The sequence below is a fragment of the Paenibacillus anaericanus genome (assembly GCF_003994475.1).
Classification (GTDB): domain Bacteria; phylum Bacillota; class Bacilli; order Paenibacillales; family Paenibacillaceae; genus Fontibacillus; species Fontibacillus anaericanus.
In genome coordinates, this window is the sequence record NZ_RZNY01000015.1 from 78,161 (window position 1) to 104,718 (window position 26,558).

A 26,558-nucleotide genomic window follows, 5' to 3' on the forward strand; every position below is an offset into this window, starting at 1 on the left:
GCCATAGATAGCTCTTATCTTGGACTGGGTCATGTGTAGTCTATAGATGAAACTTCTCCTTGATGATCACTGCGACTTCCTCGGGACTTAGTTCAGTATTGTTAATTTTAATATAATTTTCCTTATGGATTTCTCCATCATAAGAGTTTAATCTGTATTTTTCCATTGTACTTCTTAAATCATGTTCAGAACGCTCTATATTTCTTTTTGTTGGTTTGTGATTTAATCTGTGTGGGGTTTTGTTACGCTCAAGCCTTTCTTCTAAATTTGCTTCCAGCTCGACAAAGTAAACAACCCCGCCCTTGGATTCAAAAATATCACATATTTTATCAACATAGTCCCAGTCAGCTTTCAAGTCAAACGCCCATACATATGTAAAAATTAATCCCTCTAAATCGCTCTTTGCAACCTCTTCAAATATCTCCCGACGAAATAAACCAACCAATCTTTTTCCCGCAGCTGTACCATAATTAAAAAAGGGAGAAACTAATTCAATAGTCATATGATTATGGAAAAGTTTTAATTCCGTTATTTTCTCTAGCTCATGCCCTACTGTCATCTTACCAACTGCTTGTGGCCCAAAAATGATAATGAATTTCATGTGTCCTCCCTTTTGAATCTTATGTATTTTGATTATTATTTAAACTTTATCGACTTAATTGTATTGTCCATTTTCTTTATACTATTATCGTGATCTTCTGCTAATTCAATGGTCTCAATTAACATCGACATGTCCTTATCGTCTATTATGTAAAATACGATTCTCCCTTTTTCGTTCCCTTCACCAAGCTCTTCGGTTACAAATTTTATAGCCTCCTTGCCTCCTATTTTTGATGTAGTTTCAGTTAAATCCTTACCATCACTAATCTCTCTAAGAGATTCCAATTTTTCAGAAATAATGCTCATATCACCAGGTTTGAAGCCATAGATATTTATAAATGGCCCAGTGTGTCCTTCTAATTCAATATATTCATCTTCTGAAACAACTAGCCATGTAATCCCTTGCCCCATTGATTTATCTGTGACCGTCCAGTCTTCTGGAAGTTTAAATTCTATTCCTTGTTTATCGTTTTGATATTTCTGCATACCCTCTAGCGAATTTGACGAACATCCAGATACGAACATTACTAGAACTAGGTATAAGATGAATGCTTCTTTTCTCAGCACATTAATTGCTCCTTCTAGTCTGAATTATCTTCTGCTTTATTAGGTTATTGTCGAAAATGTTTGAATGGGTCCATCCCACCCATCTTCTCTAATTTCTTGAAAATTGTTATTTGTATATCCCTCAATGGTCTTTCTCCAAAATTTCTGAGCAGGTTTGTTCGTTTCAATTTGAGCAACTTTCCAAACTCCATTAAATTTATTGAACAATTCGGCTGCAACATATTGGCCAATCCCCTGATGTCTATATTTCTTCATTACAAAGAATTCAGCTATTGAATAAATTGTACTATTATCCGTAGTTTCGATCTCCCTTACCAAAGCAAATCCAGCCAGTATACCTTCTACACGAATAAAATATGGATGTCTACCGGTCTCGGTCCAATAATGATCGAAATACTTATATTCATATAGACCATTCTCATTGACATCCTCTGGATAATACTCAGTAAAATCGTATTTATATAGTTCAATAAGGTTCCGTAATGTTGATTTTTGATGATACTCGACCGATTGAATAGTTATCATATTTTTGAGCCCTCCATTTACTATAAATGTTTTCTATATCCCTCTACTTTTTCATCCTTAAATCCTAACTTCTCATAAAACACATGGGCTTCTTTTCTTTGTTCCCCCGATACTAAAATGATATAGTAACAATCTCTTTCTTTGGCGATCCTTTCGATTTCTAACATTAGCTTCTTCCCAATTCCCTGTCTTCGAGCACGATTGGACACAATAACATTCTCGATTACCATAAATGGCTTACATTCTCCTACAAAATCATGACAAATGATCCCCATAAGAGTACCAACTAATCCATCCTCATTGAATGCACCAAGAATAATATAATTATCATTGTTCTCTATAGTTTGAAATACCTCTACTAGTTTTGTGTAATTTGTCTTTTCGCTAATTAGCTCATCGAAGAGTTCGCATAGATCTTCTAAATCTTCAGTTTTAATTTGCTGTATAGTAATCATGGTGATCCCACTTTCAATGATTATTTGTTAGGTTTTAGATAAACGTCTGATACCTCATCAATTATAGATAATTTAATCGTTTCTTCGTTTATTTTTCCATTGTTATCTTCCCATATCAATTTAATTTCTGTGTTTTCAATATTTTCACGGCTGATATCCATATCGAACTTAGTTAACTCACTCTCAATTGAGCCTAAATCATCAATGTTTAATAATATACTAATGGATCCACCTTCACTTGTGTATTCATTCGAGTATACGACCTTATTCTCTTCAATGACCTGGAATGTAAAGTATGTTGATTGATCTAGTTGATTGCTTTCTCCTAGGTACACTAATCTGGCTAAACTTCTTTTGATTTTCGTTGTCGTTTTGAGAACCTTATAATCATTAACCTGCCAGTTGTCTCCCTTTCCCTCTAATTCATATAGAACAAAATTATTAGTATCCTTTTGTGATTCAACGACTGGTCTAGAATTCCATAAAAAATAGAGCGTAATTAGGTTTGAACATAATAAAATTATAATAATGTACAGCAACCATTTCCTTTTCATCATAGATCTCCTTTTATAATAGAAAATTCAGTTGTGTTGGGGCATCACTCCCTTAATGCCCTGCCTGTTTTTATTGCAAATGCATAATCTCTTCGCCCATTATCTTCAGCAATAGAACTAGCTTTATCCCAGTCATAATGAATCATTATATGTTCAATACTCCAATTTCCATCCTCAGTCTTATGAGCAATAACGTAATCGGCATAGGGGGAGTTAGATTCCATCACATGCGGAAAAGGTGCCTCGTCATCATAGGCAGGTAACCCTACACTTCCAGAATTCACAATCAACTTACCACTAGGTAAATATATTGTTCTAAATACATGACTGTGACCACAAAAAATGTAATGATGTGGCACTTCCTCAAGTTCCATTGAAAGTTGCTGTTGATTCTTATATTGAACACCCATCTCATTTACTTCTTCTAACAAATACTGTTCATTTGAAAACGGTGTTCCATGACAGAACAGAATGGTTTCAAACTCCCATGTGGTTTTAAATGATCTGATCCACTGCTTGATCTCATCATTGATAAATGGTTTTACAAATTTATATGTAGCAGAATCACTTTCTTCCTTTAAAAGAATCTGATCGCAATTCCCCATAATATTTATAACATCTGTATTATTCATTAATAGACGAGCCGTACCTACTGGATCAATCGGACCGAACAAACTATCTCCTAAATTAACGATTAGTTTAATATCGCGAGCTGAAATATCCTTTAATACAGCCTCTAGTGCAATACTATTACTATGAATATCTGAAATAATTGCGATGGATTGAGTCATAAGTTTTCTCCTTTTCAACTAATGCCAGTTAAATTCTTCTACTACTACAGCCCCTATTAATTTTGAAACGTTACTATTACTCTCTTCGTTACTAATTTTTATAAATAAATCCTCACACCACTTCGTTGCATTCTTTAATGCATAGGTTCCCTTAAATGACTCAAGAAGTAAATGATATTCCTTCTGGTCTTGACCCCAGTAATGCTTCGGCACCATTTCATTTCTAATAATGTAGATTTTTCCTTCGTTCTCAACAGGCCATGTCTTGATACCCTCACCATCAATAAGAAACGCCCTTTCTAAAATGGTTAGTGTCGTGTAACCCATTGGCATCGCCTTATATAATTCGTTGCTATTAAAATCAAAGTCTTCTATGTTATTTGATAAAAAAGATAAACACTTGCTCCTGTTCGATAAATAGGCAAAATATCGTCCCGTTGAATTTTTCGAAAATATATCCTGGTTCGAATTTAGTGGATAGTTGTTGTAAAACGACATATGCTCTCCTTTCAAGCAGCTGTTTTGTATTCACGAAATACCCCAGGCTTTGATAACTATTATCTTAGTCTGGGGCGTTCTCCTTATCTTCTAAATAGCTTTTACCTGTACTTCTTAGTGCTTGTATTATCAACCTTGACTCCTTACGATTCTTAATTATTATGATTTTTGAATCCGATGAATGCTTCTTAAGTTTTTCAATTATTCCAGGTCTCTTATCCCTGCGGAAATTCCAACCATATTTTATAAATTGCCAGTCTAACGACTCTGGACAACCTTCATTTAAATCTGGTCTTGTCTTCCCATGATACTGAACTCTTCTCTTAATTACTCTGTATGTTGTGATCCACGGAGACAAATCAAAGAAAATAATAACATCCGCCGCCTGCATTCGAATTTCAACCGTTCTTCCGTAGTGGCCATCAATGATCCACTCCTCTTTCGTTACTAAACGTGTATTAAAGTTCTCCCATTCTTCATGTGGAGTCTGAATCCAGCCTGGCTTCCAAAAGTAAGCATCTAGATGATACACAGGCAACTTTAATAATTCTCCTATTTCCCGTGAAAATGTTGACTTACCTGAACCACTCGAGCCAATGATCATTATTTTCATATGTATGACCTCTTTAACATTCAACTTGTTTCGTCCCATTCCTACAGCTAGCGTATATCTTTAATGTCCTTCCACTGTACTGCTAATTCTATGAGTGTTTCTTCTCCTATCTTTATTTCTTTCTTTCCAACTATCTGGCCTCCTAAATTAGTATAAAAGTGTACTGCTGGATTACCTTCCAGAACCCACACTTTAAGTGTATGATAATGGCTTCCTATTAAATGTTCTACCATCTCTTTGAATAGTAATTTTCCATACCCACTTCCTTGAAACTCTTTCAATATATATATTGAATAAACCTCTGCGGCCGAATCACAATTACTTTCTCTACAGCGACCACCCTTTACAAATCCTATTATTCTATCCTGATTATCAGCCAATACAAATGTTACTTCATCTATATTAAGATTCTTGAAAGACCTATCCCAGATCTCCTTGCGCCCTTCTACAGTTAAAGTTGATAAAAATGCATCTGAAATTAAACCAGCATATGTGGTTTTCCAAGTCTCAACACTAACATAGGCAAGCCCTTCAATATCACTTGGTTCTGCTCTCCTTAACTTCATCAACATCACCTCAACAATTTAATATTTTATCTACCCACAAATAACATAGGGGCATTCTTCATCTTATATGTATTTAAATATGTCCTCACTATCGGTCGTTACTATTACTTTATTCTTGTATTGGTCTAGCGAAGCAATAAAACTCGGAAGTTTCTTCTCGTTATATCCTTTATTCCATTTCAATAGTTCTCTTAGTCCTTTGAACGTTTCCTTCATTTTTACTTGTTCGAGACCCAACTTTCTCCTAATAAATCTGAAAATAACACGTTTATGTTGAAGCTTCATATTTGGTTGTAATATAAATACCTTATCGGCCCTTTCAATACTCGATTTAATCCACCCCAGATATACCCCTTCAATTATCCATGAATCACAGTCTACTATTTCTTGAAAGCGTTGGTTTCGTAAATCCTCATCGGCTTTAACACCATAACTATACGAGGTATTATCCCAAAATATATCGTCTAAATCATAATGAGGAATGTTTAATTGCTGAGCCAATCTCTCACTTATGTAGGACTTACCACTTCCAGCACCGCCTATTATATGTATTTTCAACCCCATCTGATCACCCCTAACAATATTTGAGTATTTACGAAACGCCCCGCCCATAGATACTCTTATCTTAGGCTGAGGCGTCTTTTGTCTGAAAGCTATCTTTTCCAGTTTTTAATAGGCTTCTCTAATGTGTATAACTCATCATCAATTTGATTCATTTTTTCAGTTATTAGCTTTCTTGAGTCTTCAATTGCCTTGTTATAAATGTGCGGTCCTAATTCTTGTATCATAAAATCAATTAATTGATCCGCCCCTAATTCCCCTATGCTCTCGGATCGTTCTTCTTCAAAATAGGCTTGAATGTTATTAATAATTTCTGCTTTTTGTTCTTTAGCTAATTTGATAGACATGACCATATCGATAACCTCCACTTGGACACTAGAATTTTATCCGTTATCTTCAACTTTTGTTTCTAGTTTAATGAGACCCTTACCAATGACGTTTGCGGATATTGGCTTCTTGCCAACTTCTCTCGCCCATACCGATAATTGTCCCATATGATGGATCTGATGTGCAATCACGTGACGCATAACTTCTCCCCACGCATCTATAGCTACATTTCCATCAGGCTGGGGATCATAACAAGGGCGCTTCTCCATGCTTTCGTTCCATGCTTCAACAAATTCCTCTACCTCAGGCCGAAACTTAAGATCTAGTTCTATAAGTTTATCTAAAGTCTTATAATTCTCAAAATCTTCTTGGAAGTCTGGCTTTCCTTGTAATATACGGATCCAACTCCATTCAACATCAATAATGTGAAATAGAGTTTGCAATATGCTACCCACACCACCGGTTCGTTCACGAATCAACTCATCATACATTACATCTTCACACCATTGATACCATTGTTCTCTTACCGTCCAGTTATAACGGAAAAATGTTTGCATGTAAGTCCTCCTTCGTTTTACTAAAAGTGTATACCTCTGAGAGCCAAGGAGATACTACTTTACTAATGTTAATACTATATCTATATCTCTTACCGAATCATAGGGTCCTATACGATCTTTACATCCCTCGATAATATATAATGTGGTTTCTGTATCTTCTTCTTTAACTATGTTCTTACATGTTGTCTTCTTAATTCCAACATCTCCACCGAAAGCGTCTCTAGTATTGTCACTTGAATAATAAATTGTATCTTCGTCTGTACTTAAGTCATATAGAATTGCATCACCTTCATCAGTATAAGTAGCAATTCTTAATGTTGCCTTCTCATTATTATTGTGGCTTGATATGAAATCATCCATTTTTTCCGTATTCCTTTGACCCGAAGGACCCACGATAATGTCACCATTCTTCTCTGCTTGTTCTAAAGTATAATCTAGAGGTGTTTGAACTTCGTTATTTACTTTGTTATTAGAACATCCAACAGCAAGTAACAGGCTTAGTAATAAAATATACTTTTTCATCTAGTTCACCCTCCGATATATTCTCGTTCTGCTCATCTATAATATCTTATTACCCACTGCAATCCATCGACCATCAACGTCTTCAAATACAAATTCATTATTGTAATAATCAGTAGTTGATAATGGGCGCACGATCTTAACACCTAGATTTATAAACTCATGTTCTATTTCTTGTTGTTCAGTTGCGATAAAGTAAGCGTCATAACCATATCCATGACTTACTCTATTGGGTACAAATATATCTTGCTTAGACTGTGTTAGAATAATCTCTATTGAATCCCGATATAAACATACATGTGGCTCTATCGAATCTAGATAATAGACAGCTCTGAACCCCAATCTCTCATAATATTCTGCTGTTCTGTTAATATTGATCGTCGGAAAGATTTGTAGGCAGTGTGAGAACCCATTATTCATACGCTATGCACCTTCTTTTATAATGATCGTTTATGCTTCGCTACTTCTTCGATCTCCATTCATCTAACGTTATGTATTTTCCAGTTGAACTATCATAGATCAAGACATCTTCTAGTTCATATTCAACCGCAAATTTATGCCAAATATGAATCGTTTCTGATCCAGTTCTCTCTCCAACTTCTACTATATAGTATTCACTCTCCCAATCAGTACTTTTAAGAAAGATTGCCTCTGGATTTTCATAAATATAAAAATCGTAATCTGGATTAATCCCTTGCTTCATTAATTTATACTCTTCTACTTCAGGAACTTCTTCTATTAAATAATCAAAGTCAACATTATCATTTCCACTTGTATCTGTCGTATCGAATGGCACAATTCCAAGTGAAGTTGCCTTCTCTTCAATATGCATGGATCCGTCACTATACATCTTGCTTTTAGGTTCTAGATTACTTGAAACTGAAGGTGGTGGTGCGAAAACGGGACTTGAACTTGAACAACCCATGGTGAAAAATAAAAGTAAAAAGGGAATCATCCTGTGGAGTCGCATTTTATTGTTCTCCTTCTATTGAGGATTTCAGGCACACTGCTGTAATTAACCTTGCCATAATCTCTTGGTTTCCCTCAATACTTCCCCATCGAATTCCATTCTGTAAATATCGGGCTTCGAAGTTTTAAATAAAAAATCCAGATCGTACTGACTGTCGAAGTACCCCATCATTAATGTCATAACTGCCCCATGAGTTCCTAGTACAACTTTCTGACCTTTATATTCCCTTAGAATTTGCTTCAAGGTAGTTATAGATCGTTTCTGACAAGTCGTAATAGACTCCCCTCCAGGCAACGAGAAGTCTGGGTCAGCAAACATCTTTCTTACTGCTGGGTACACTTCTTTATCATCCAATATCTTATCATCGCTTGAGAAGTCTATTTCTCTAAGATCTTCAAATACTACTATTTCTTTACCTAATGAATGGGCTAAATTCTCTATAGTTAAACTTGCCCTACTATACGGACTTGAAACGAACGTATTTATTCCCTCATCTTTTAATAATTCAGCTATTATATGGGCATCCGTCTTACCCTTGTCAGTTAGCCCTCGTGTTCTCTCGTTCCCCTCCGTTTTAAGTGATTCTCCGTGCCTTACCATATAAATATAAGTGTTCATAAATACCTCCATATAATTGTTGGTGTCCCTGGTTAACTTTCTACTAGTTCCTTAAATCCATTACGACTCCACAACCATAAGGGAGTATGGAGATCAATTAACGACAATTCCGTGTTAGTTAAAAGATCCTTCCAAACTTTATTTACTTTACTTTGAATATTACTGTCATTTATATCTCTTTCTTCTACTAAACCTAAACGTACTGTCGATTGAATTACATGGGTGTCAGGGGCAATTGACAATGCCTCTTTTCCAGACAATTTAGCACCCGTATAGTTACTAATAACATATAGCCAATAGTTACAGATCTTTGGACCACTCAGGTACGGAAAATGCTGTTTATGCGACTTTTGGATATACTCAAGAATATTCGGGATATACCAATCGCACTCAATAAATAAATTTCGGATATCACCCTCAAAGTGAGTATGTATAGTTTGGCATAATGTTCTCCAAGTAGCGCAATGCTTATTTGGCTGCAGCGCTAGCTTATGTTTCAATAGTAGTTCTCTCAATTCATTCTCATCTATTGATGCTACATAACTAGGATTAAATATTCCAACAGTTTCTTTATCGTTAAAGGATTTTTGTGCTGAATCCCATAGTGTGTATGAATTACGTTGATAGTTAAGTGCCATCGGTAAAGTGAAATATAAGTAATTGGTTGCAGAATCCCTGTCTAAACCTGGATTAGCGTCCTCAGGCATCACTTTCCCGCCCAATAGCCCAGCCAAATACATTTTTCTTAAGAGTCTAACTTTATGTATAGTTTCTTTACCGTCTAATTGATTTGCTAGCATTATTTTTCTCCTATAACGTATCGCCATTTTCCATCTTCTTCTATCGTCACTTTCCTAAATCCTAAACTTTGCAGCAATTCTTTCACTTCATCACTTGTTTTATAACCTTCCATATGATAATTAATTTTATATATTTCTGCAGCAATTAAGAGTTTCCCATTTGTATTCATCACTCTGTACACTTCTTTTACATCATTTTTAAGATCGGGCCAATAGTAATGGGTCTGAACTGCTGTAATGATATCAAAATAATTATCTTCGAAGGGTAATTTTGATACTTCTCCTACAACTATTTCAACCTTCCCAAACTGCACATCTTTAGAATTTCTATCAATTGATAAATTTACGGATGTCTCCGAGTAATCAACCCCAAATATTCTTATATCGGTGTTCATTTTGGACATTTCACGTATGGTTTCCCCTCCACCACAACCGATATCCAATAGGATGTAACCTTCTTTTATGCTTAGCTTATTTAATGCAAACTTTGTTCTACTCATATGAGCTTTGTTCATGATATTTAACATGATTTTGCCTATTCTTTTATTGGGATTCTTCGATTGTTCGATTAGTGATTCTAAAATACTCATGCGCTAAGCTCCTCCCAGATTTTTTGGTATATCATCAGTCCAATAATTCAGTTCAATTTTCTTCAAGTCACTAACTCGTATAATGTAAATGATTTAAACACTTTTCCTGCAGATAAAAAATTAACTTTCTCACTACCTTCATACACTCGTGAATCCGCTTTGTCACCAATTAAAACTGTCTTTGCCCAATTGAATAATATCAATTCTCTTTGGGTTTCATCACGGGGTAGGAAATCTTTCTTTAGTTGAATCCCGAACGTAAATTCATCACGATTCTCATCCGTTATGTCATATGGATCCATCTCATTTCCTTCCTTATCAAAATATCCAACAGTATAATCCAACTCATCTTTGGTCATATCATATTTAAGTTCTAGATTGTATTTATTAACTTCAATTAACTCTTGGAAAAATGCTTGTGTATAGAAATAGACTGAAAAAATATCGGTATGTTGATGATAGTAATTACCTTTAAATGATTCTTTTATTAATCCATTCTCCGTAGGAGTATATATAACTAAGGCATGGTCTTCGTAATTTTGGTCAATTGTTCTGGGTTGCTTAATAAGTGTTTCTTCAATTACTAAGTGTTTCTTGTCCATGTATCGGGGAGTATACGTGCTAATTATTCTCGTTCCGACTTTGGAGGGTAACAGAACGATTAAATCCATACTCTCCTCAGACTTAGTATCAAACGTGTATCGCTCCATAATTTCTCCACCCAAGCGAGATGATTCACTTCTTATCCAATCCTCTATCTCTTGAAGAGAGTTGCCCACTTCGAACTCGTATAATCTGTACGTAGCATCGATATCAGAATGACTAAGATTCCGCTTTAATTGATATTCTGAAGGTACAATAAAATCATTGAATGTTACGTCCGTAGTCTCAATTCCGATTGGTTGTTTGAGTTCATTAGTGGAGTTGGTGGCATTTGGCGAGATAGGTTCGTCTTTTGAATTCAACCCACCCGAGCATCCCATAAGTACTAGAAGCAACGATAAGACTACGATAGCTTTCATAGAATTATCCCAGAAGTAGTCTTATTGTTATTCAAAATAGATTCAAATTCTTGTATAAGTATTGAGTAAACAAACGAATCCTGCCAATTATTCTTGGATCTAACATGTTCTCTTAAATGGCCTTCCTTCTTCATTCCGATCTTCTCCATTACTCTTGCTGAGCTGGTATTCTGTGGTCTACACGTCGCATAAATTCTATGAAGTCCCATTTGGTTGAAGCCAAACTTTAACAGTCCATTTGCAACCTCTGTAGCAAACCCGTCTCCCCAATATTCCTTAGAAAAACAGTACCCAATCTCAGCATTGCTCCCCTCAATGTTTAAGCAACAGTTACCAATTAGTTCATTAGTAGTTTTGATAGTTATTGCTAACTCATGCTTTTCTCTAGGTTTTATATACTGAGCTAAAATAGAGCTATTAATATAATCCCTCGTTTGGTCTTCTGAGTTGGGGCCCCACAATGTATATTTTGTTACCTCTTCATCGGAACAGTAACTATGAACCTTCGACCAATCCTCCTCCTTAAAATCACTTATAAAAAGCCTGTCGGTTTCTATAATCATATTCTAGATCTTCCTTTCAAGGTAATTGGCAAAGATCTTTCCCACAACAACGTTCACATATTCACGAAATAACCCAGCCTTAGATAGCTTTTATCTTAGACTGGGTCATTTGTCGAGTCGACTGGACTTATTCCATTATTATACATATCGCAATATGAATTAGTAATTCAAAAAATTATAAAGATTCACACAACCATAAGCCAGACATACCACTGCAAGTATCCTTACTACAAGTTTATTACTTATTAGTTTCTTTAGGTACTCTGGTTTAAATAGAGAATAGACCCCAATTCCAATAAATACAATAAATTCAATAAGGTAATATAATCGTTCTCCCATAGACAGCACTCCCCACTTTGTACACACGGATAATATGTATGATGGATATAAGATGACAGTTTGGTTTTGTATACTTATCCATCTGCCAACCACCTTCACCTACAAATTATCCACCTAAAGCTACTGCGATTATTCCACCAAGTATTACTAGTAAGATAAATGGTAATATAAACGTTAACAAAGCCTTCCAAGCAGAAAACCGATGAGCTTCCCCAAGGCATTTTAAGAAAATAAAAACACTCCAAATGCCTATAATAAACTCAATTATTCCAAAAATTAAAAAAATGATGAGTAAACCAATACTACTATCCATCCTTGGAGTTTCTGAAGTAAAGTTTTCTTTGCCAAACAAGATAAGGGATGGGATCCAAGTCACCAGTGTTATTACACTAGGGATGTACGCGTAAGCTAATGACAAACGAACATCTCGATATGAACCAGTTCCACCTAACAACTTACCTACCCAGTAAAATAATCCCCCGATTACAAAATAGTAAATAATTGCTCCTATAATCGTTGCGAATGTTAGTGATAAAAGTAGAGACCATAATGATGTTGAATCACCTGAATTCTTTAGGACTGATTGATTCAAACCGTAGATAAACCCTCCTACTAGCAAGAGTACAATGACCTGATCTACATTGTTTGGTTCATTAAGAATACGCCTCATCGTCTCTCTGGGTCTGATCCAAATCTTAAGCCAAATATTCCATCGATCATTTCCATTACTTCCATTAGCATCATGGAGTCTTTGTTCGTCTTTTAACAATTCCATGATTTCCTCCTTATTTACTTAAAATATGGGTTATTTTTCCTACCTTTGTCATTCCATTATTATACATCCCGAAACCCCAAAGGGAATAGCCCCGATGAATTCGAAACGATTTGTAGTATAATGATTATTACTATTTAGGGTGGAAACAGGAAAAGAGGGAACCGATGCCTACTATACTAGTTGCTGACGACGATGCGAACATTCGTGAACTCGTCTGTTTGTTTCTACGCAACGATGGATTCGAAATTGCCGAGGCCGCGGATGGTAAAGAAGCACTAGCCATTTACGCCTCAACGCATGTCGATCTTGTCGTACTCGATATTATGATGCCTATTATGGATGGCTGGACATTATGCAAGGAGCTCCGAAAAGCCAATCCTGATCTTCCGATACTTATGCTGACTGCGAGAGGCGAAACATGGGAGAAAGTGAAAGGCTTCGAACTTGGGACGGACGATTATTTGACGAAACCATTCGATCCGTTAGAGTTAACGGTTCGTGTTAGGGCGTTACTGAAACGATACCGGATTGGTTCCACGCAGACGATCCAGATCGGCAACGTCATTCTTGATCGGCAGACATATAAGGTGACGAGAGGGACGGAATCACTCACTTTGCCGCTCAAAGAGTTCGAATTGCTATATAAGCTCGCTGGAACACCCGGACAAGTCTATACACGCGAGCAGTTGATCGATCAAATTTGGGGGATCGATTATGCTGGAGATGATCGAACCATAGACGTACATATTAAACGCGTGCGCGAACGGTTCGCAAATACACCCGATTTCCGTATCGAAACGGTACGCGGGCTTGGGTACCGGCTTGAGGTATACGAATGATCAGATCCTTATATATACGTGTTGTCTTGACATTTCTAGTCTCGGTCATCGCGGGTACGATCATTTCTTTCTATGTGTCAACTTGGATATTTGAAGGAAAATTGAACGAAAACGCTCAAATCAACTTACGTAACTTTGGCCAAGACATTGTCCAGATTTATAAGATCCTTCCGTTAAGTGAAGCGGACTCGTTCGTAAGTGGAATGAAGCAGCTCAATTCTTATCATATTCGAATTTACGAAGCAACGGGCCAGTTCCAGTCTTACGGAAAACCTAACGGACAGAAACCTAGCAATGTGACGATGGAGCAACTACAGAAAGTATTAGACGGAGGAGTTGTTCAAGACTCTCCGAGAGGTATTGCTACGGTCCTCTTAGGGTTGCCGTTGAAAACGGAAATGGGAACGAAAGCGATGTTTCTGGAGATGCTCTCCCCACCTTCCGCCTCTTTTGTCATAAGGTGGGCAATAATCTTTGCAACCTGTTCGTTGATTACAGGAAGCTTATTGATTCTGGTTGCCTCTATATTCTTGGTAACGCCGATCAAAAAACTGACAAAAGCGACTAGGCAGATAGCAGCTGGAGACTTCAACGTCAAGCTGAATATTAAGCAAACGGGTGAGTTGGGTACTTTGGCCCGCAGCTTCGAAGAAATGATGCACGATTTGCAGCAACTTGAGCAGATGCGCAGGGAATTCGTAACGAACGTGTCGCACGAGGTTCAGTCTCCGCTTACTTCGATATCCGGTTATGCTCTAGCGCTTAAGAAAGTTGACCTCTCAGATTACGAACGAAGCCGTTATCTTGATATTATCATCGCTGAAGCGAAGAGGATGTCCAAAATGAGCGATAGCCTGCTAAAGCTGAGTTTGCTTGAATCGCAGTCACAGCAACTTCGGCTCTTCACACTCAGCCTTGATGAACAAATAAGGCGGGTACTCGTGGCGCTCCAGCCGCAATGGTCTGCTCGCAACATACATTTCGAGCTTGATTTACAGACCGTTAAAGTAACCGCTGATCATGACCTGTTAAATCAGGTATGGACGAATATCCTCGGCAATAGCATCAAATTTTCCGAAGATGGCGGCGTAATTAACGTAAGCATCAAACAAGATATCAAAAATGTGACAGTCCGAATATCTGACACTGGCATTGGTATTCCCCTTGAGTATCAGAAGCGTATATTTGAGCGTTTTTTTAAGGCCGATCGTTCCCACAGTCGTAAGTATGACGGTAGTGGTATGGGACTCGCCATCGTTAAACAGATCGTATCGCTCCATCAAGGTGACATCCGAGTGGAAAGTGAGCTTGGTCAAGGAACAACCTTCATTATCGCCTTGCCAATCACTACGCCAACTGATTAGTTAGTTTCACCGGGTATCCATCAGATTGACTAAACCGCGTTCTCCATGCTACTGCGGCCACATGCAAACTTCCTTGTATGTGGGCCGCAGTTTTTTTACTTGTTCATATTCAGTTCATATTGACGTCATGGGGAGTACATTTTCTTCGTATAAGCTTTCTTAGCGGCTCGTTAAGGCAGCCCAATAAAGAGATGAGGGACAGGAGAAGATGAACATGAAATCACAAGAAGAGGTAACGAAAAAGAGGATTCGTAAGCCGCTGCGCATTTTACTCAAAACCTTAGGAGCTATAGCCGTTGCCATCGTGCTTTTTCTAGCCATTGTATTTATCGTGAATGTGTTCGCCACGAATTCGGAGCAAGAAAAAATAGAGTCCTACGGTCAGCACGTATCTGTAGACGGGAAAAATATGAATGTGTTAATTCAAGGCGAAGGCGAGGAGACGATCGTACTCCTGCCTGGTTTTGGAACGGCTACACCAGCGCTTGATTTTAAGCTGCTCATCGATCAATTATCGCCATTCTATAAAGTTGTCGCGGTTGAGCCTTTCGGCTATGGGTTAAGTGATGAAACGGAAAAAGAACGAACCACGGAGAATATCGTAAGTGAAGTTCATGAAGCGCTACAGCAGCTTAATATTAAACGATACATGTTCATGGGCCATTCCATTGCAGGTATTTACGGAATTGATTATGTGAACAAATATCCAAACGAGGTGACTGCATTTGTCGGAATCGACAGCAGTGTTCCAACACAACCGGGTATGGATGTCAATTTCCCATTAAAAAAATTAGAATTCCTCAAAAAATCAGGTCTCTTAAGATTGATGATGAAACTAGGTGCAGACCCGTATACAGGACTGGCATTTGATGAAAAAACCGTAGAACAAATGAAAATGATTTCATTTAAAAACATGAATAATGACACAACCTTGAATGAAATGGATCATATCTCCTCTAATTTCAAAGGGGCTCAAGGCTTAACATTCCCGAAAGACCTTCCACTTCTACTCTTTGTACAAGCGGATAATCAAGGTGTAGCAGGATGGATACCTCTGCATGAAGGGCAGATCAAAGACTCGGTACATGGAAAAGTAATAACCATGGATGGATCCCATTATTTACACCATACCAAATTCAAAGAAATCGCTGAAAACGTGAGAACATTTATGAAAGTAGCAAAGTAAAAATGTGATATAGAAAACCGTCCTTTGGGCGGTTTTTCGCTGTGCATAGGATGACGCGGCCTTTTTTTTGCTTGTTCATACTCGGTTCATATTGTTGTCACGGGGAGTACATCTTCATTGGTTACACTTTCATTCGTAGGCCTCTTGTAGGCTAGCCCAATAAACAGATTTATGAACAGGAGAAGATGCGAATGGTACACCAAGCGGAATTGAAAACGAGGAATCGAACGAGATCCAATAAAGTACGAAACATGTTTCTTAAAGTTATCGGAGCAATATTGATCGCTATCGTGCTTTTTCTTGCTATTGTTTATACCGTTAATATTTTATGTAATAAATCAGAATCAAAAAGATTAGAGTCCTATGGTCACCACGTATCTGTAGATGGTAAAAATATGAATGTTCTGATCCAAGGAACAGGCGAAGAAACCGTCGTACTCCTACCTGGTCTTGCAACAGCGGCACCCGCACTGGATTTTAAGCCGCTAATCGAAGAACTATCCCCCTTTTATAAAGTCGTCGTTGTCGAGCCTTTTGGATATGGATTAAGTGATGTAACCGAAAAGGAACGGACCACAGAGAATATTGTCGGTGAAATTCACGATGCCTTACAAGGTCTTAACATTGAACGTTATATTCTCATGGGACACTCCATTTCAGGGGTTTACGGACTCGACTATGTGAATAAATACGAAAACGAGGTTATTGCATTTGTCGGGCTCGATAGCAGTGTTCCGACGCTAACGGAGAAGGTTGAATCGTCCCAGCTCGAAATGGTTAAATGGCTCAAAAAATTAGGTCTCTCCAGATTAGCCATGAAATTGGGTACGGACCCATTAGCTGCACTTCCCTATGATGATGGAACGAAAGAACAAATGAGAATTCTTATGCACAAAAACATGTTTAATGCGAACATAATAAATGAAGTTGAACATATGTATTCTAATTTTAATGCAGCTGAGAGCATATCATTCCCCAAAAATCTTCCTATTATTTTCTTTATCCAAGCGAATCATCCAGTAACGGATCGATGGGTACCGGAGCATGAAGCGCAAGTAAAAAATTCTGTACATGGAAAAGTGATGCGGTTTGAAGCAGATCATTATATACATCGTACCAAAGCCAAAGAAATCGTAGAGAACTTCAGAGCGTTTATGAAAGAAATAAAATAAGTGTACTAGGCCAGTTCATATTCCGTTCATATTGACGTCATGGGGAGTACATCTTCGGCGTATATGCTTCTCTTAACGGCTTCTTATTCAAGGCAGCCCAATATAGAGAAGAATGACAGGAGAAGATGAACATGAAACCAAAAGAAGAGGTAACGAAAAAGAGGATGCGTAAGCCGCTGCGCATTTTACTCAAAACCTTAGGAGCTATAGCCGTTGCCATCGTGCTTTTTCTAGCCATTGTATTTATCGTGAATGTGTTCGCCACAAAATCGGAGCAAGGGAAAATAGAGCCCTACGGCCAGCACGTATCTGTAGACGGGAAAAATATGAATGTGTTAATTCAAGGCGAAGGTAAGGAAACGATCGTGCTTCTGCCTGGTTATGGAACAGCTGCACCAGCGCTTGATTTTAAGCTGCTCATCGATCAATTATCTCCATTCTACAAAGTTGTTGCAGTTGAACCTTTCGGTTATGGATTAAGTGATGGAACTGAAAAAGAACGAACCACAGAGAATATCGTAAGTGAAGTTCATGAAGCGCTACAGCAGCTTAACATTAACCGATACATGCTCATGGGCCACTCCATTGCAGGCATCTACGGCATTGATTATGTGAACAAATATCCAAACGAGGTGACTGCATTTGTCGGAATCGATAGCAGTGTTCCAACACAACCGGGTATGGATGTTAAATTCCCANTAGCAGTGTTCCAACACAACCGGGTATGGATGTTAAATTCCCATTAAAAACCTTTGCATTTCTTAAAAAATCAGGTCTCCAAAGATTGGCGGTCAAATTTGGTGGTGACCCCTACGCTGAACTCGCATTTGATGATCACACCGTAGAGCAGATGAAAATGCAGTCGAATAAAAACTCGAATAGTTCCACGATGTTGAATGAGATGGACCATATTTCTTCCAATTTCAAAGGGGCTCAGGGCTTAACATTCCCTAAAGACCTTCCGCTTCTACTCTTTGTACAAGCAGATAATCAAGGTGTAAAAGGATGGATACCTCTGCATGAAGGGCAGATCAAAGACTCGATACATGGAAAAGTAATAACCATGGATGGATCCCATTATTTGCACCATACCAAATTCAAAGAAATCGCTGAGGACGTTAGATCATTTATGAAAGAAGCAAAATAAGTGTACGGAGTAAGTTTCATCCACGATTTTCCAGACGCTAATAAGCGATATGTAAAGCCGTCCTTTGGGACGGTTTTACACAGTTTGTCCAATTCGGCCGGCGTCCTGCCGCATACTTTATTTCCCAGGTCTTAACCGCTCACGCTTGAATTAGGATATTCCATTGATGAAAGAGAGGGTTACATATGAGATTATTTGAAATACTTTTAGTTCTATCCTGTTTCGCTTTACTCGTAGATTTATTGTTTATTAAAAGAAGTGCAAAGAAAACAGGATTGGGTTTGGGTATAGGAAGTAGCGTTATATTAGTAGTTCAATTGTTTGTTGAAGGATACAGATGGCAGTTGCTTTTGGTATATATCATGACGGTTCTATTCATACTCATCGTTTTATTCAGACATTCCAAAAAGATGGTGAATCTAAAAATAGGGAAGCTGTTGAAATATAGTTTATCTTCCCTCATCATCATTCTCATTGTTGTATCTACCAGCTTATCTATAGTCTTGCCTGTCTTTGATTTGCCAAAGCCTGAGGGTCCAGAGAAAGTGGGTACTCAAACATTTCATTTTACGGATCAGAACAGAGATGAAGTCTTAACTGAAGATAAAGGCGATAAGCGGGAGCTAATGGTTCAAATTTGGTATCCTACTGAAAATAGGAATAACAACAAGCGTGAAGCTCTTTTTCCAAAAGATAAAGAAATGTTCAAAAAGTATATTCAGACATACTCTAATTCTTTAAACCTTCCCGATTTTGTGTTCGATTACTGGAAGTACAGTAGAACCAACTCTTATGAAAATGTAGAAATATTACCTTCTACAAGTCCTTATCCCTTGGTACTGCTATCTCATGGCATGGGAACCAGTAAAGTTCTACATGCATCACAAGCCGAGAATCTTGCCAGTCATGGGTTTATCGTGGTCACAATCGATCATACGTATAGCACCTTTGCTACCATTTTTCCCAATGGCAGTGTAACGGGCTATAAAACAAAGAATACAACACTAGATGATCGTAAAAGAGTTGGAAATATATGGACACAAGACGTAGAGTTTGTAATCAATCAATTTGAAAAGCTAAATTCAGGTGCAATCGAAAGTCAATTTAAAGGGAAAATAGATTTAAATAACGTAGGCGTGATGGGGCATTCTTTTGGGGGTGCAACGGCGTTTAATGCAACTTATTTAGATCATAGAATCAAGGCCGGGATTAATATGGATGGGTCACTATTTGAAGTGGAAAATAGAGATGTTATAAACAAGCCGTTTATGTTCATAAGATCGGGAAGTTTTAAAGACTGGTTAGTAGATTTTAAAAATGATAAAAATTCGGATAACGAAATAATTAAACAACTTTCAGATGAGCTGCACATTTTTAAAAATGTTATCAATCAGGGGGGAAGTGCGATTTATGTAGAAGGAACCCAACACTTTAATTTCACGGACCTTCAATTCTATTCTGAGTTGATTAAACTGACTGGGATAACAGGAGATATAAATGGTAAAAGAGGATCAAGCATCGTAAATCAATATGTACTCGGTTTCTTTAATAAGCAACTGAAAGGAACGGGTGGAAATCTTATTCAGGGGCCGAACGACATGTATCCAGAGGTGAAATTTATAAGTCCGGGTGACCTTTGATGATGAAACAAAATAAGATCCCTCCACTATTTTGAATATGTATAAGTGATACAAAAACCGTCCAAAAGGACGGTTTTTTCACTGTTTGATTGTAAGAATCCCTAAGAGCTAAGATCTCATCACAATTGTTTCTTCATCGTACTTATAGTCTTAACATCTACTACTTCCCATTTGAAGATTGATTTCTTCACTAATGTAAAAGATAAATGCCCTACGTATATATTCTCAAGCTGATTGTTGCTACTATATTGAAACACTTCAAATGTCGCGATTAATTGTTCTTCATCTTTGTTTTTGTAGGTTCTTCTTATGTCTATTCTAGGTTTATCTAATTCATTATGATCAGAGAATGCAAACATTTCTTTTATTGAATCCACCTGTTCATTACTCAGCTCCCCCTTAATATCCCCCCGATCAACCTTCTCTATTAATGTACTCACAGTTCTTATTGTTACATTTTCAGATAAATTACTATAAACAAAAATACTACCTATTATAACGATCATAATACCTATAAATATAAACAGTTTTGTCTTCTTCATTATTCCTCCGATCGGATTTAACAGCCACACCAACAGTGTTAGTAGTACGTCTACTTCTTACCTGTAATAATCGTTTCATATTTACTTTCCGTTTCCTGTATTGATTGAATTTGAAAACCAGTTAATTGGAAAAGACGAACATATTCTTCTATTCCAGCTGGGTAAAGCTTTATCTTTCTATCACCACACTCAATCCACTCATCGTCATTACTAACAGATAAAACAAACGTCCCCTCATCCTTAAGTGCATTGTAAATGTTACTTAACGCCTTCTTCTTATCCTCTATGTGCAAAAATGTCAGTACGCAGTATGCTAGATCAAATGTGTTCGGACGATTGTAATTAATTATATCCGTCATCACTAGTTCAATGTTAGAAAACGAACTTAGATTAGATCTAGCCCTGTTAATCGTCTTTGGTGATATATCAATTCCTACAAGAAATTCACAGCCCATGCTTAATACGGTCTTTGCAATTCTTCCCGTTCCAACTCCAATTTCTAAAACTATTTTATTCTCAGGATTTAATTCATTGAAAAAAGACGGTCCATCCCACCTGTTCATATACGCTTGTAGTTGTGGAGGATCTTGTATAGGATCATTACCCTCATCAATGAGTAATTCATAATGTTCGAGAACACTTACAATCTTCATATAAGTACATCCTCCTTTTTGCCTAAAAAAGCCCCACCTTAGATAGTTCTTATCCTCAGGTTGGGGCTCTTGATGTCTAGGCTTTTAATCTTTCTATAGTCACTTCAATATCTTCTACAATACCAAATCGGCCTTTAAAAATATTGGTATTATAATATGTATACAAATCCGGCGCTAACATATTTCCATTATCAAATGTGGTGTTTGTTTTCTCTGGAATAATTAACTTATACCCATACTCAAACGCAACTTTACAAGTAGTATCTATACAGTATTCTGTTTGCAGACCTGTAATTATTAATTGATCTATTCCTTTGCTATCCAAATAGTTTTTTAAATTCGTATCCTTAAAAGAAGAATTAAAGTGTTTATTTATTACTGTTTCATTTGCATTTGGACTTATCTCACTATGTATCTTCCAGCCCTCTGTATTTGGTTCTAATTCATCACCGATTTCATCATTATGTTGAATATAAACTACCTCTACGCTATGTTCTCGACATGTCGTAATTAATCTTTTTATATTACTTATCACTTTTTCTATTTCAAAAGGTTGTGCTTGCACTAATGCATTTTGAACATCTACAACTAAGAGTGCTGTATTTTTCATTTCCATATCTCCCTAGTATAAATTTAGTTCATATTAAACTACAATACTCTCTTTTCTCTCATATGTGTAGTATGTATAGGGCATTTCACCGTCATTCCTCTTTTCATAAGTAGTTATGTAATCTTCTTTATTAAATTCAGGAAAGTAGATATTCCCTTCAATTTCTTTATCTATTACGGTTAGGTAGATTTTGTTTGCTTGTGGTAATGCCTCCTTGTAAATCTCTCCACCACCCGCAATAAAAATCTCTTCCTCCTCTTTTAACAATCTGAATGCCTCATCAAGTGACCTTACAGTAAGACAATTATCAACTAATAGTTCTGGATTTCTTGAAACAATAATGGTCCTTCTATTTGGTAATGGTTTACCTATCGACTCATACGTTTTTCTTCCCATGATGATTGATTTACCTAGCGTTAAATCCTTAAATCGTATTTGTTCACCTGGTATACTCCACGGAATTACTTCATCCATTCCAATTACTTTATTCTTCGATATAGCCGCAATCAATGAGATTATCATATAACACCTCCAGTTCAGGTTTCACTTTCATATCTTTGCATCTCAAATTGTTATTTCAATTAAATTACCCTCAGGATCAAGAATACTACTTTCAAAATAACCATCCCCTGTAGTTCTCGGCTCACTATAAATGGTGTATCCATCATTTCGTAATGTTTCTGTAAGTTCGATTACCTTTTCTTCACTGCCTACTGAAAATGCAATATGTGCGTACCCAAATAAAGTTAACCTATTGTCGTGTTTTAGTATTTCTGGTTTCTTCATCAATTCAATTCTTGCTCCATCTTCAAAGACCAAAAAATAAGACTCAAATTGTTTCATTTTATTTGTATATTTGTCATTCGCAATTCCCTTAAAGTATTTCATATAGAATGATTTCATTTGTTCAAGGTCATTTGACCAAAGGGCAATATGTTCAATCCTCATGTTCATTACCTTCTTTAGTTTATATTTTGAATTACGCCTTTATCCAGTACTTACATATTCCATCTTTCATTTCACTTAGTATTCCTTTATTTGATTCTATTACTCTTCTTGACGCAATATTAGACTCATCACATGTAAGTAATAACTCTTGAATTCCTTTTTCATTCGCTTTGATTACTAATTCTTTTAAGGCAATTTCCCCATATCCTTTTCGTCTCTCCGAGGGACGAATTATGTAACCAATATGTCCACCATGTTCTTGTAATTTTTCATTTAAATAATGTCTCATCTTCCCGTACCCAACAAGCTTGTCCTCAATATAGAACCAGAATATGGTTTGAGGCACGGCCCCTCCGGGCAAATTAATACCTTGTGACATCCCATGATTTCTATTTAGTTTTTCTTGAAATACTTGTAGGTCATCAGAATATAAGTTATTTACAAATCCATTTTGCCCTTCTCCGATTTCTTGAATCATATGAAATACATCTTGGCTTTCAATTGGCATTAATTCTTTAAGAATAATCTTCATTAGGTTCACCTCAAAAATAGAATCTTAAGCAGTTACAATATTCATAATATTACTTCTGAATTTTATCCTTAATACGTATTGATTTATTTAGGTGAAGAAAATTATGCCTGGTTGCTGGCATAAGGATTAGACCAGCGATGTTCTTCTTCCCCCAATATTCCAGTAACCATGTTGCTTCCTTCTTAACTGCTCCTTGATCCAATAGTTTTTTTATTTTTACAGACTCTACACTCTGTTTAAATTGACCCGGTTGTAACGACTTTATTATTGCCCGTGTTTTCCGACCCACTTCAATACGATACGATAACAAAGCATTTATATCTATATTAGAACTTAACTCTGCTACTTCCATCTCTATCATTTCATTTCCGGAATGAATATAATCTATCTTTAGTTTCTTATTCCATTCCCCAGAATCCAAAACCTGATCATTATTACTTACAAGAATATTCATAGTCATATCCTCAATCCGAGCAATATGCCAAATGTGCCATACAATTGAGTTTTTTGTACCTGGAGATACAACTGGGTATTTTCGAAATGTCTCATCAGTAATATTATTTAACAATTCATCCTCTAAAGTATTAACCTGTGAATTATCCATCTTGGAAGAGTATAACAAGGCATGTTGATTTAAAAAAAGTTCAATTGTTTTCTCATGTTCTGTTGGTTTTTGTATAATACTTGTTAATCTTTTGTGATCCTCATTCCATAACTGCCTTTGTTGCAAATCCATCTCAATCCCAGCTTTCATTATGATAAGATTAAAGTGTTAGTTAAATATATCTTCAATTCCGTACAATCCAACATCTTTATCTATAATCCATTTTATCGTCTCCATTACTCCCCTGGAAAAGCCATCTCGAGAATATATCTTGTGTGAAATCTCAATTCTTTCGTTATCATCTGTAGTAAACAAAACACTATGTTCTCCAACAATATTTCCTGCCCTTACACTATGTACATTAATTTGCTCTTCAAAACCTGATTCTCTTATTGTCTTGGCTATTTCTATTGCAGTACCACTTGGCTTATCTTTCTTGAATTTGTGATGATATTCTAATATATCAATATTTGCATCTATACAAAATTCACTGGCTGCCAGTTTGATTAATTTGAGGAATTTGTATACTCCAATGCTGAAATTAGGACAAACAACAACAGGAATTGATTCAGCAAGCAAATTAATTTTCTCCATATCCTTAGACTCAAAACCTGTAGTTGCTATTATGACTGGTTTATTACCAAGAACATATGCATCATAATTTTCCATAAAAGAGTCAACATTTGTACAATCAATATATAAATCACATTTCTCACTCGCTCCAAGAATATCATCTTGGATTATGATATCTGTAATCTGACTTTCGATTAATGAGCCCAATTCCTTGCCTGCAAATGGGTTATTCTTTCTGGCAACAACAGCACCCAATGTAATTTCTGTATGTTCAATTAATAACCTAATTATATCCTTACCCAGTTTCCCTGTTCCTCCAACAATGCCTACTCTAATCATACAAACACCTCCACATAGGATGATCCTTCCATGATTATACATCTGACAACTAAGGGGCGATAGCCCCCCAATTACACTACTCCAGACCTGGGTTGTGAATGGTTTATACGCGCTGTTAATCACAAAACTAATCTTGCTGTCTAATTAGAGTTTTTTCTTTTGCACCTATTGTCTGTTCATAGCTAGAAATTTTATATTCTAAGCGTTCCAATACGTTCTTCATATCTTCCATTCTGGTTAAGAGCTGCTTTCTTTGCTCGATTAGGAGTTCTTTTCTGGCCTCTAGGGTTTCATTCCCCTGTTGAAATAATCCAACATATTCAATCAAAGTTTCAACTGGAAGACCTACTCCTCGCATGCATTTGATAAAATCAACCCACCGGCAGTCTTCTTCCGTATAATCCCTGATTCCGCTTTTATTTCGGTTCACTCGTGGTATAAGTCCGATTCGTTCATAATAACGCAGTGTATCCTGTGAAAGATCAAATTTTCTACTTACTTCTGCAATCAACATGTTGTTTCCCCTCCCCATTCAAATCAAGAACGCCCTTGAAAATGCTAGGGCGTTCTTGTCATTTCTTCTATCAGATTGCACCCATTACCGGGTGGGGAACATATGGCTCTTCCAGCGATGTAATTTCTTCATCTGTTAAGGCAATCGTAAGAGCAGCTACTGGATCTTCAAGGTGAGACATTTTCGTAGCACCGATAATAGGAGCAGTTACTGGTTCTTTCTGCAATAACCAAGCAAGTGCGATTTGAGCGCGGGGAACGCCACGTTGTTCTGCAATGGCCGCAACACGCTCCACAATCACTCGATCCGTACTTGCAGTTGCATCGTATTTAGATTTCTGAACTTGATCCGTTTCGGAGCGCTTTGTGGTTTCTGACCAATCACGCGTCAATCTTCCTGAAGCAAGCGGGCTATATGGAATTACACCGATTTTTTCTTCCTTACAAAGAGGTAGCATCTCCCTTTCCTCTTCTCGGTAGATAAGGTTCAAATGATTCTGCATCGATACAAACCGAGTCCATCCGTTTCTTTCAGCTACATGTAGTGCTTTTTGGAACTGCCATGCGTACATAGCAGAAGCACCTATATATCTTGCTTTCCCAGCCTTCACAACATCATGCAATGCTTCCATTGTTTCTTCAATAGGGGTATTGTAATCCCAGCGATGGATTTGATAAAGGTCTACATAATCTGTTCCTAATCTCTTTAGACTCTTATCAATTTCACTCATGATTGCCTTTCTGGAAAGACCAGCACCATTGGGACCTTGATGCATACGGAAATGAACCTTTGTCGCAAGGACAATTTCATCACGATTAGCATAATCCTTTAGTGCTCGTCCAACAATTTCCTCGCTTGTTCCGTCTGAATACACATTTGCCGTATCAAAAAAATTAATTCCATGCTCCAGTGCTTTTTTTATAATAGGACGACTGTGATCTTCATCAAGGACCCACGGATGAACCCACCGCTCTGCTACACCAAAGCTCATACAGCCAAGACAAAGCCGAGATACATCGAGGCCAGTATTTCCAAGTTTCACATATTCCATTTGATTGTTCTCACTTTCCATTAGTTATTGTTTC

General features: G+C 37.0%; 36 protein-coding genes and 1 pseudogene. 6 read left to right on the forward strand and 31 right to left on the reverse strand.

Features of this window, described 5'->3' with window-relative positions:
- Window positions 1–40: 40 nt before the first annotated feature.
- The 21 genes from EJP82_RS17625 to EJP82_RS17725 all read right to left on the reverse strand — a co-directional run bounded on the left by EJP82_RS17625 (window position 41) and on the right by EJP82_RS17725 (window position 12,810).
- Complete coding sequence (locus EJP82_RS17625) at window positions 41–601, reverse strand: AAA family ATPase (RefSeq protein ID WP_127193388.1); 561 nt, start codon at window positions 599–601, stop codon at window positions 41–43.
- A 35-nt stretch (window positions 602–636) separates the two neighbouring features.
- The gene (locus EJP82_RS17630; protein WP_127193389.1) at window positions 637–1,167 is read right to left on the reverse strand and encodes a hypothetical protein; all 531 of its coding nucleotides are present in this window, start codon (window positions 1,165–1,167) and stop codon (window positions 637–639) included.
- Window positions 1,168–1,206: 39 nt separating this feature from the next.
- Window positions 1,207–1,692 (reverse strand): GNAT family N-acetyltransferase, encoded by a 486-nt coding sequence (locus EJP82_RS17635; RefSeq protein WP_127193390.1) that lies wholly within the window; start codon window positions 1,690–1,692, stop codon window positions 1,207–1,209.
- 20 nt (window positions 1,693–1,712) lie between these two features.
- A complete protein-coding gene (locus tag EJP82_RS17640; protein ID WP_127193391.1) occupies window positions 1,713–2,147 on the reverse strand; it encodes a GNAT family N-acetyltransferase in 435 nt (144 codons plus the stop codon).
- Between the two features lie 20 nt (window positions 2,148–2,167).
- The gene (locus tag EJP82_RS17645) at window positions 2,168–2,701 is read right to left on the reverse strand and encodes a hypothetical protein (protein ID WP_148125751.1); all 534 of its coding nucleotides are present in this window, start codon (window positions 2,699–2,701) and stop codon (window positions 2,168–2,170) included.
- Between the two features lie 44 nt (window positions 2,702–2,745).
- Window positions 2,746–3,492 carry a metallophosphoesterase family protein gene (locus tag EJP82_RS17650; protein WP_127193393.1) on the reverse strand — a complete coding sequence of 249 codons (747 nt, stop codon included), beginning with the start codon at window positions 3,490–3,492 and terminating at the stop codon, window positions 2,746–2,748.
- Window positions 3,493–3,510: 18 nt separating this feature from the next.
- On the reverse strand, window positions 3,511–3,990 hold the full coding sequence (locus EJP82_RS17655) for a hypothetical protein (RefSeq protein ID WP_127193394.1): 480 nt from the start codon (window positions 3,988–3,990) through the stop codon (window positions 3,511–3,513).
- A 64-nt stretch (window positions 3,991–4,054) separates the two neighbouring features.
- A complete protein-coding gene (locus EJP82_RS17660) occupies window positions 4,055–4,603 on the reverse strand; it encodes a DNA topology modulation protein (protein WP_127193395.1) in 549 nt (182 codons plus the stop codon).
- Between the two features lie 47 nt (window positions 4,604–4,650).
- Window positions 4,651–5,169: a GNAT family N-acetyltransferase gene (locus EJP82_RS17665; protein ID WP_127193396.1), complete on the reverse strand. Its 519-nt coding sequence runs from the start codon at window positions 5,167–5,169 to the stop codon at window positions 4,651–4,653.
- Window positions 5,170–5,232: 63 nt separating this feature from the next.
- The gene (locus tag EJP82_RS17670) at window positions 5,233–5,733 is read right to left on the reverse strand and encodes a P-loop NTPase family protein (RefSeq protein WP_127193397.1); all 501 of its coding nucleotides are present in this window, start codon (window positions 5,731–5,733) and stop codon (window positions 5,233–5,235) included.
- An 89-nt stretch (window positions 5,734–5,822) separates the two neighbouring features.
- The gene (locus EJP82_RS17675; protein ID WP_127193398.1) at window positions 5,823–6,083 is read right to left on the reverse strand and encodes a DUF2164 domain-containing protein; all 261 of its coding nucleotides are present in this window, start codon (window positions 6,081–6,083) and stop codon (window positions 5,823–5,825) included.
- 30 nt (window positions 6,084–6,113) lie between these two features.
- Window positions 6,114–6,614 carry a DinB family protein gene (locus tag EJP82_RS17680; RefSeq protein WP_127193399.1) on the reverse strand — a complete coding sequence of 167 codons (501 nt, stop codon included), beginning with the start codon at window positions 6,612–6,614 and terminating at the stop codon, window positions 6,114–6,116.
- Between the two features lie 54 nt (window positions 6,615–6,668).
- The gene (locus EJP82_RS17685) at window positions 6,669–7,136 is read right to left on the reverse strand and encodes a DUF4362 domain-containing protein (RefSeq protein WP_127193400.1); all 468 of its coding nucleotides are present in this window, start codon (window positions 7,134–7,136) and stop codon (window positions 6,669–6,671) included.
- A gap of 36 nt (window positions 7,137–7,172) precedes the next feature.
- Complete coding sequence (locus EJP82_RS17690) at window positions 7,173–7,553, reverse strand: VOC family protein (protein WP_127193401.1); 381 nt, start codon at window positions 7,551–7,553, stop codon at window positions 7,173–7,175.
- Window positions 7,554–7,593: 40 nt separating this feature from the next.
- Window positions 7,594–8,103, reverse strand: a complete 510-nt coding sequence (locus EJP82_RS17695) for a hypothetical protein (RefSeq protein ID WP_127193402.1) — start codon at window positions 8,101–8,103, stop codon at window positions 7,594–7,596.
- Between the two features lie 45 nt (window positions 8,104–8,148).
- Window positions 8,149–8,721: a histidine phosphatase family protein gene (locus tag EJP82_RS17700; RefSeq protein WP_127193403.1), complete on the reverse strand. Its 573-nt coding sequence runs from the start codon at window positions 8,719–8,721 to the stop codon at window positions 8,149–8,151.
- 32 nt (window positions 8,722–8,753) lie between these two features.
- Window positions 8,754–9,521 carry a hypothetical protein gene (locus EJP82_RS17705; protein WP_127193404.1) on the reverse strand — a complete coding sequence of 256 codons (768 nt, stop codon included), beginning with the start codon at window positions 9,519–9,521 and terminating at the stop codon, window positions 8,754–8,756.
- Entirely contained in the window at window positions 9,521–10,111 is a 591-nt protein-coding gene (locus EJP82_RS17710; protein WP_127193405.1) for a class I SAM-dependent methyltransferase, read from the reverse strand. Before EJP82_RS17710 ends, EJP82_RS17705 begins: the two co-directional genes overlap by 1 nt.
- Before the next feature lie 62 nt (window positions 10,112–10,173).
- Complete coding sequence (locus tag EJP82_RS17715; protein ID WP_127193406.1) at window positions 10,174–11,133, reverse strand: hypothetical protein; 960 nt, start codon at window positions 11,131–11,133, stop codon at window positions 10,174–10,176.
- Window positions 11,130–11,696 (reverse strand): GNAT family N-acetyltransferase, encoded by a 567-nt coding sequence (locus EJP82_RS17720; RefSeq protein ID WP_127193407.1) that lies wholly within the window; start codon window positions 11,694–11,696, stop codon window positions 11,130–11,132. The genes EJP82_RS17715 and EJP82_RS17720 overlap by 4 nt, the downstream gene beginning before the upstream one ends.
- Window positions 11,697–12,141: 445 nt before the next feature.
- Window positions 12,142–12,810, reverse strand: coding sequence for a Yip1 family protein (locus tag EJP82_RS17725; protein WP_127193408.1), 669 nt, complete (start codon window positions 12,808–12,810; stop codon window positions 12,142–12,144).
- A gap of 164 nt (window positions 12,811–12,974) precedes the next feature.
- On the opposite strand from EJP82_RS17725, the gene EJP82_RS17730 reads away from it, so the two are divergent.
- The 6 genes and pseudogenes from EJP82_RS17730 (at window position 12,975) to EJP82_RS17755 (ending at window position 20,158) form a co-directional block, all read left to right on the forward strand.
- Complete coding sequence (locus tag EJP82_RS17730; protein ID WP_127193409.1) at window positions 12,975–13,649, forward strand: response regulator transcription factor; 675 nt, start codon at window positions 12,975–12,977, stop codon at window positions 13,647–13,649.
- Complete coding sequence (locus tag EJP82_RS17735; RefSeq protein ID WP_127193410.1) at window positions 13,646–15,013, forward strand: sensor histidine kinase; 1,368 nt, start codon at window positions 13,646–13,648, stop codon at window positions 15,011–15,013. Before EJP82_RS17730 ends, EJP82_RS17735 begins: the two co-directional genes overlap by 4 nt.
- A gap of 214 nt (window positions 15,014–15,227) precedes the next feature.
- Window positions 15,228–16,199: an alpha/beta hydrolase gene (locus tag EJP82_RS17740; RefSeq protein WP_127193411.1), complete on the forward strand. Its 972-nt coding sequence runs from the start codon at window positions 15,228–15,230 to the stop codon at window positions 16,197–16,199.
- Window positions 16,200–16,390: 191 nt separating this feature from the next.
- The gene (locus EJP82_RS17745; RefSeq protein ID WP_127193412.1) at window positions 16,391–17,371 is read left to right on the forward strand and encodes an alpha/beta fold hydrolase; all 981 of its coding nucleotides are present in this window, start codon (window positions 16,391–16,393) and stop codon (window positions 17,369–17,371) included.
- Window positions 17,372–17,502: 131 nt separating this feature from the next.
- Window positions 17,503–18,518, forward strand: a pseudogene (locus EJP82_RS17750) (alpha/beta fold hydrolase).
- 185 nt (window positions 18,519–18,703) lie between these two features.
- Window positions 18,704–20,158, forward strand: a complete 1,455-nt coding sequence (locus EJP82_RS17755; RefSeq protein ID WP_127193413.1) for an alpha/beta hydrolase family protein — start codon at window positions 18,704–18,706, stop codon at window positions 20,156–20,158.
- A 119-nt stretch (window positions 20,159–20,277) separates the two neighbouring features.
- On the opposite strand, the gene EJP82_RS17760 is transcribed toward EJP82_RS17755, so the two are convergent.
- The 10 genes from EJP82_RS17760 to EJP82_RS17805 all read right to left on the reverse strand — a co-directional run bounded on the left by EJP82_RS17760 (window position 20,278) and on the right by EJP82_RS17805 (window position 26,524).
- On the reverse strand, window positions 20,278–20,700 hold the full coding sequence (locus tag EJP82_RS17760) for a hypothetical protein (RefSeq protein ID WP_127193414.1): 423 nt from the start codon (window positions 20,698–20,700) through the stop codon (window positions 20,278–20,280).
- A 50-nt stretch (window positions 20,701–20,750) separates the two neighbouring features.
- Window positions 20,751–21,353, reverse strand: a complete 603-nt coding sequence (locus EJP82_RS17765) for a class I SAM-dependent methyltransferase (RefSeq protein ID WP_127193415.1) — start codon at window positions 21,351–21,353, stop codon at window positions 20,751–20,753.
- A gap of 76 nt (window positions 21,354–21,429) precedes the next feature.
- A complete protein-coding gene (locus tag EJP82_RS17770) occupies window positions 21,430–21,963 on the reverse strand; it encodes a cysteine hydrolase family protein (RefSeq protein WP_127193416.1) in 534 nt (177 codons plus the stop codon).
- 33 nt (window positions 21,964–21,996) lie between these two features.
- The gene (locus EJP82_RS17775) at window positions 21,997–22,485 is read right to left on the reverse strand and encodes a dihydrofolate reductase (RefSeq protein ID WP_127193417.1); all 489 of its coding nucleotides are present in this window, start codon (window positions 22,483–22,485) and stop codon (window positions 21,997–21,999) included.
- A gap of 42 nt (window positions 22,486–22,527) precedes the next feature.
- A complete protein-coding gene (locus tag EJP82_RS17780; protein ID WP_127193418.1) occupies window positions 22,528–22,911 on the reverse strand; it encodes a VOC family protein in 384 nt (127 codons plus the stop codon).
- Between the two features lie 31 nt (window positions 22,912–22,942).
- Entirely contained in the window at window positions 22,943–23,443 is a 501-nt protein-coding gene (locus EJP82_RS17785; RefSeq protein WP_127193419.1) for a GNAT family N-acetyltransferase, read from the reverse strand.
- Between the two features lie 49 nt (window positions 23,444–23,492).
- Window positions 23,493–24,179: a DinB family protein gene (locus EJP82_RS17790; RefSeq protein ID WP_127193420.1), complete on the reverse strand. Its 687-nt coding sequence runs from the start codon at window positions 24,177–24,179 to the stop codon at window positions 23,493–23,495.
- A 36-nt stretch (window positions 24,180–24,215) separates the two neighbouring features.
- Window positions 24,216–24,959: a 4-hydroxy-tetrahydrodipicolinate reductase gene (dapB, locus tag EJP82_RS17795; protein ID WP_170220222.1), complete on the reverse strand. Its 744-nt coding sequence runs from the start codon at window positions 24,957–24,959 to the stop codon at window positions 24,216–24,218.
- A 127-nt stretch (window positions 24,960–25,086) separates the two neighbouring features.
- Window positions 25,087–25,473 carry a MerR family transcriptional regulator gene (locus EJP82_RS17800; protein WP_127193422.1) on the reverse strand — a complete coding sequence of 129 codons (387 nt, stop codon included), beginning with the start codon at window positions 25,471–25,473 and terminating at the stop codon, window positions 25,087–25,089.
- Window positions 25,474–25,543: 70 nt separating this feature from the next.
- The gene (locus EJP82_RS17805) at window positions 25,544–26,524 is read right to left on the reverse strand and encodes an aldo/keto reductase (protein ID WP_127193493.1); all 981 of its coding nucleotides are present in this window, start codon (window positions 26,522–26,524) and stop codon (window positions 25,544–25,546) included.
- Window positions 26,525–26,558: the final 34 nt, after the last annotated feature.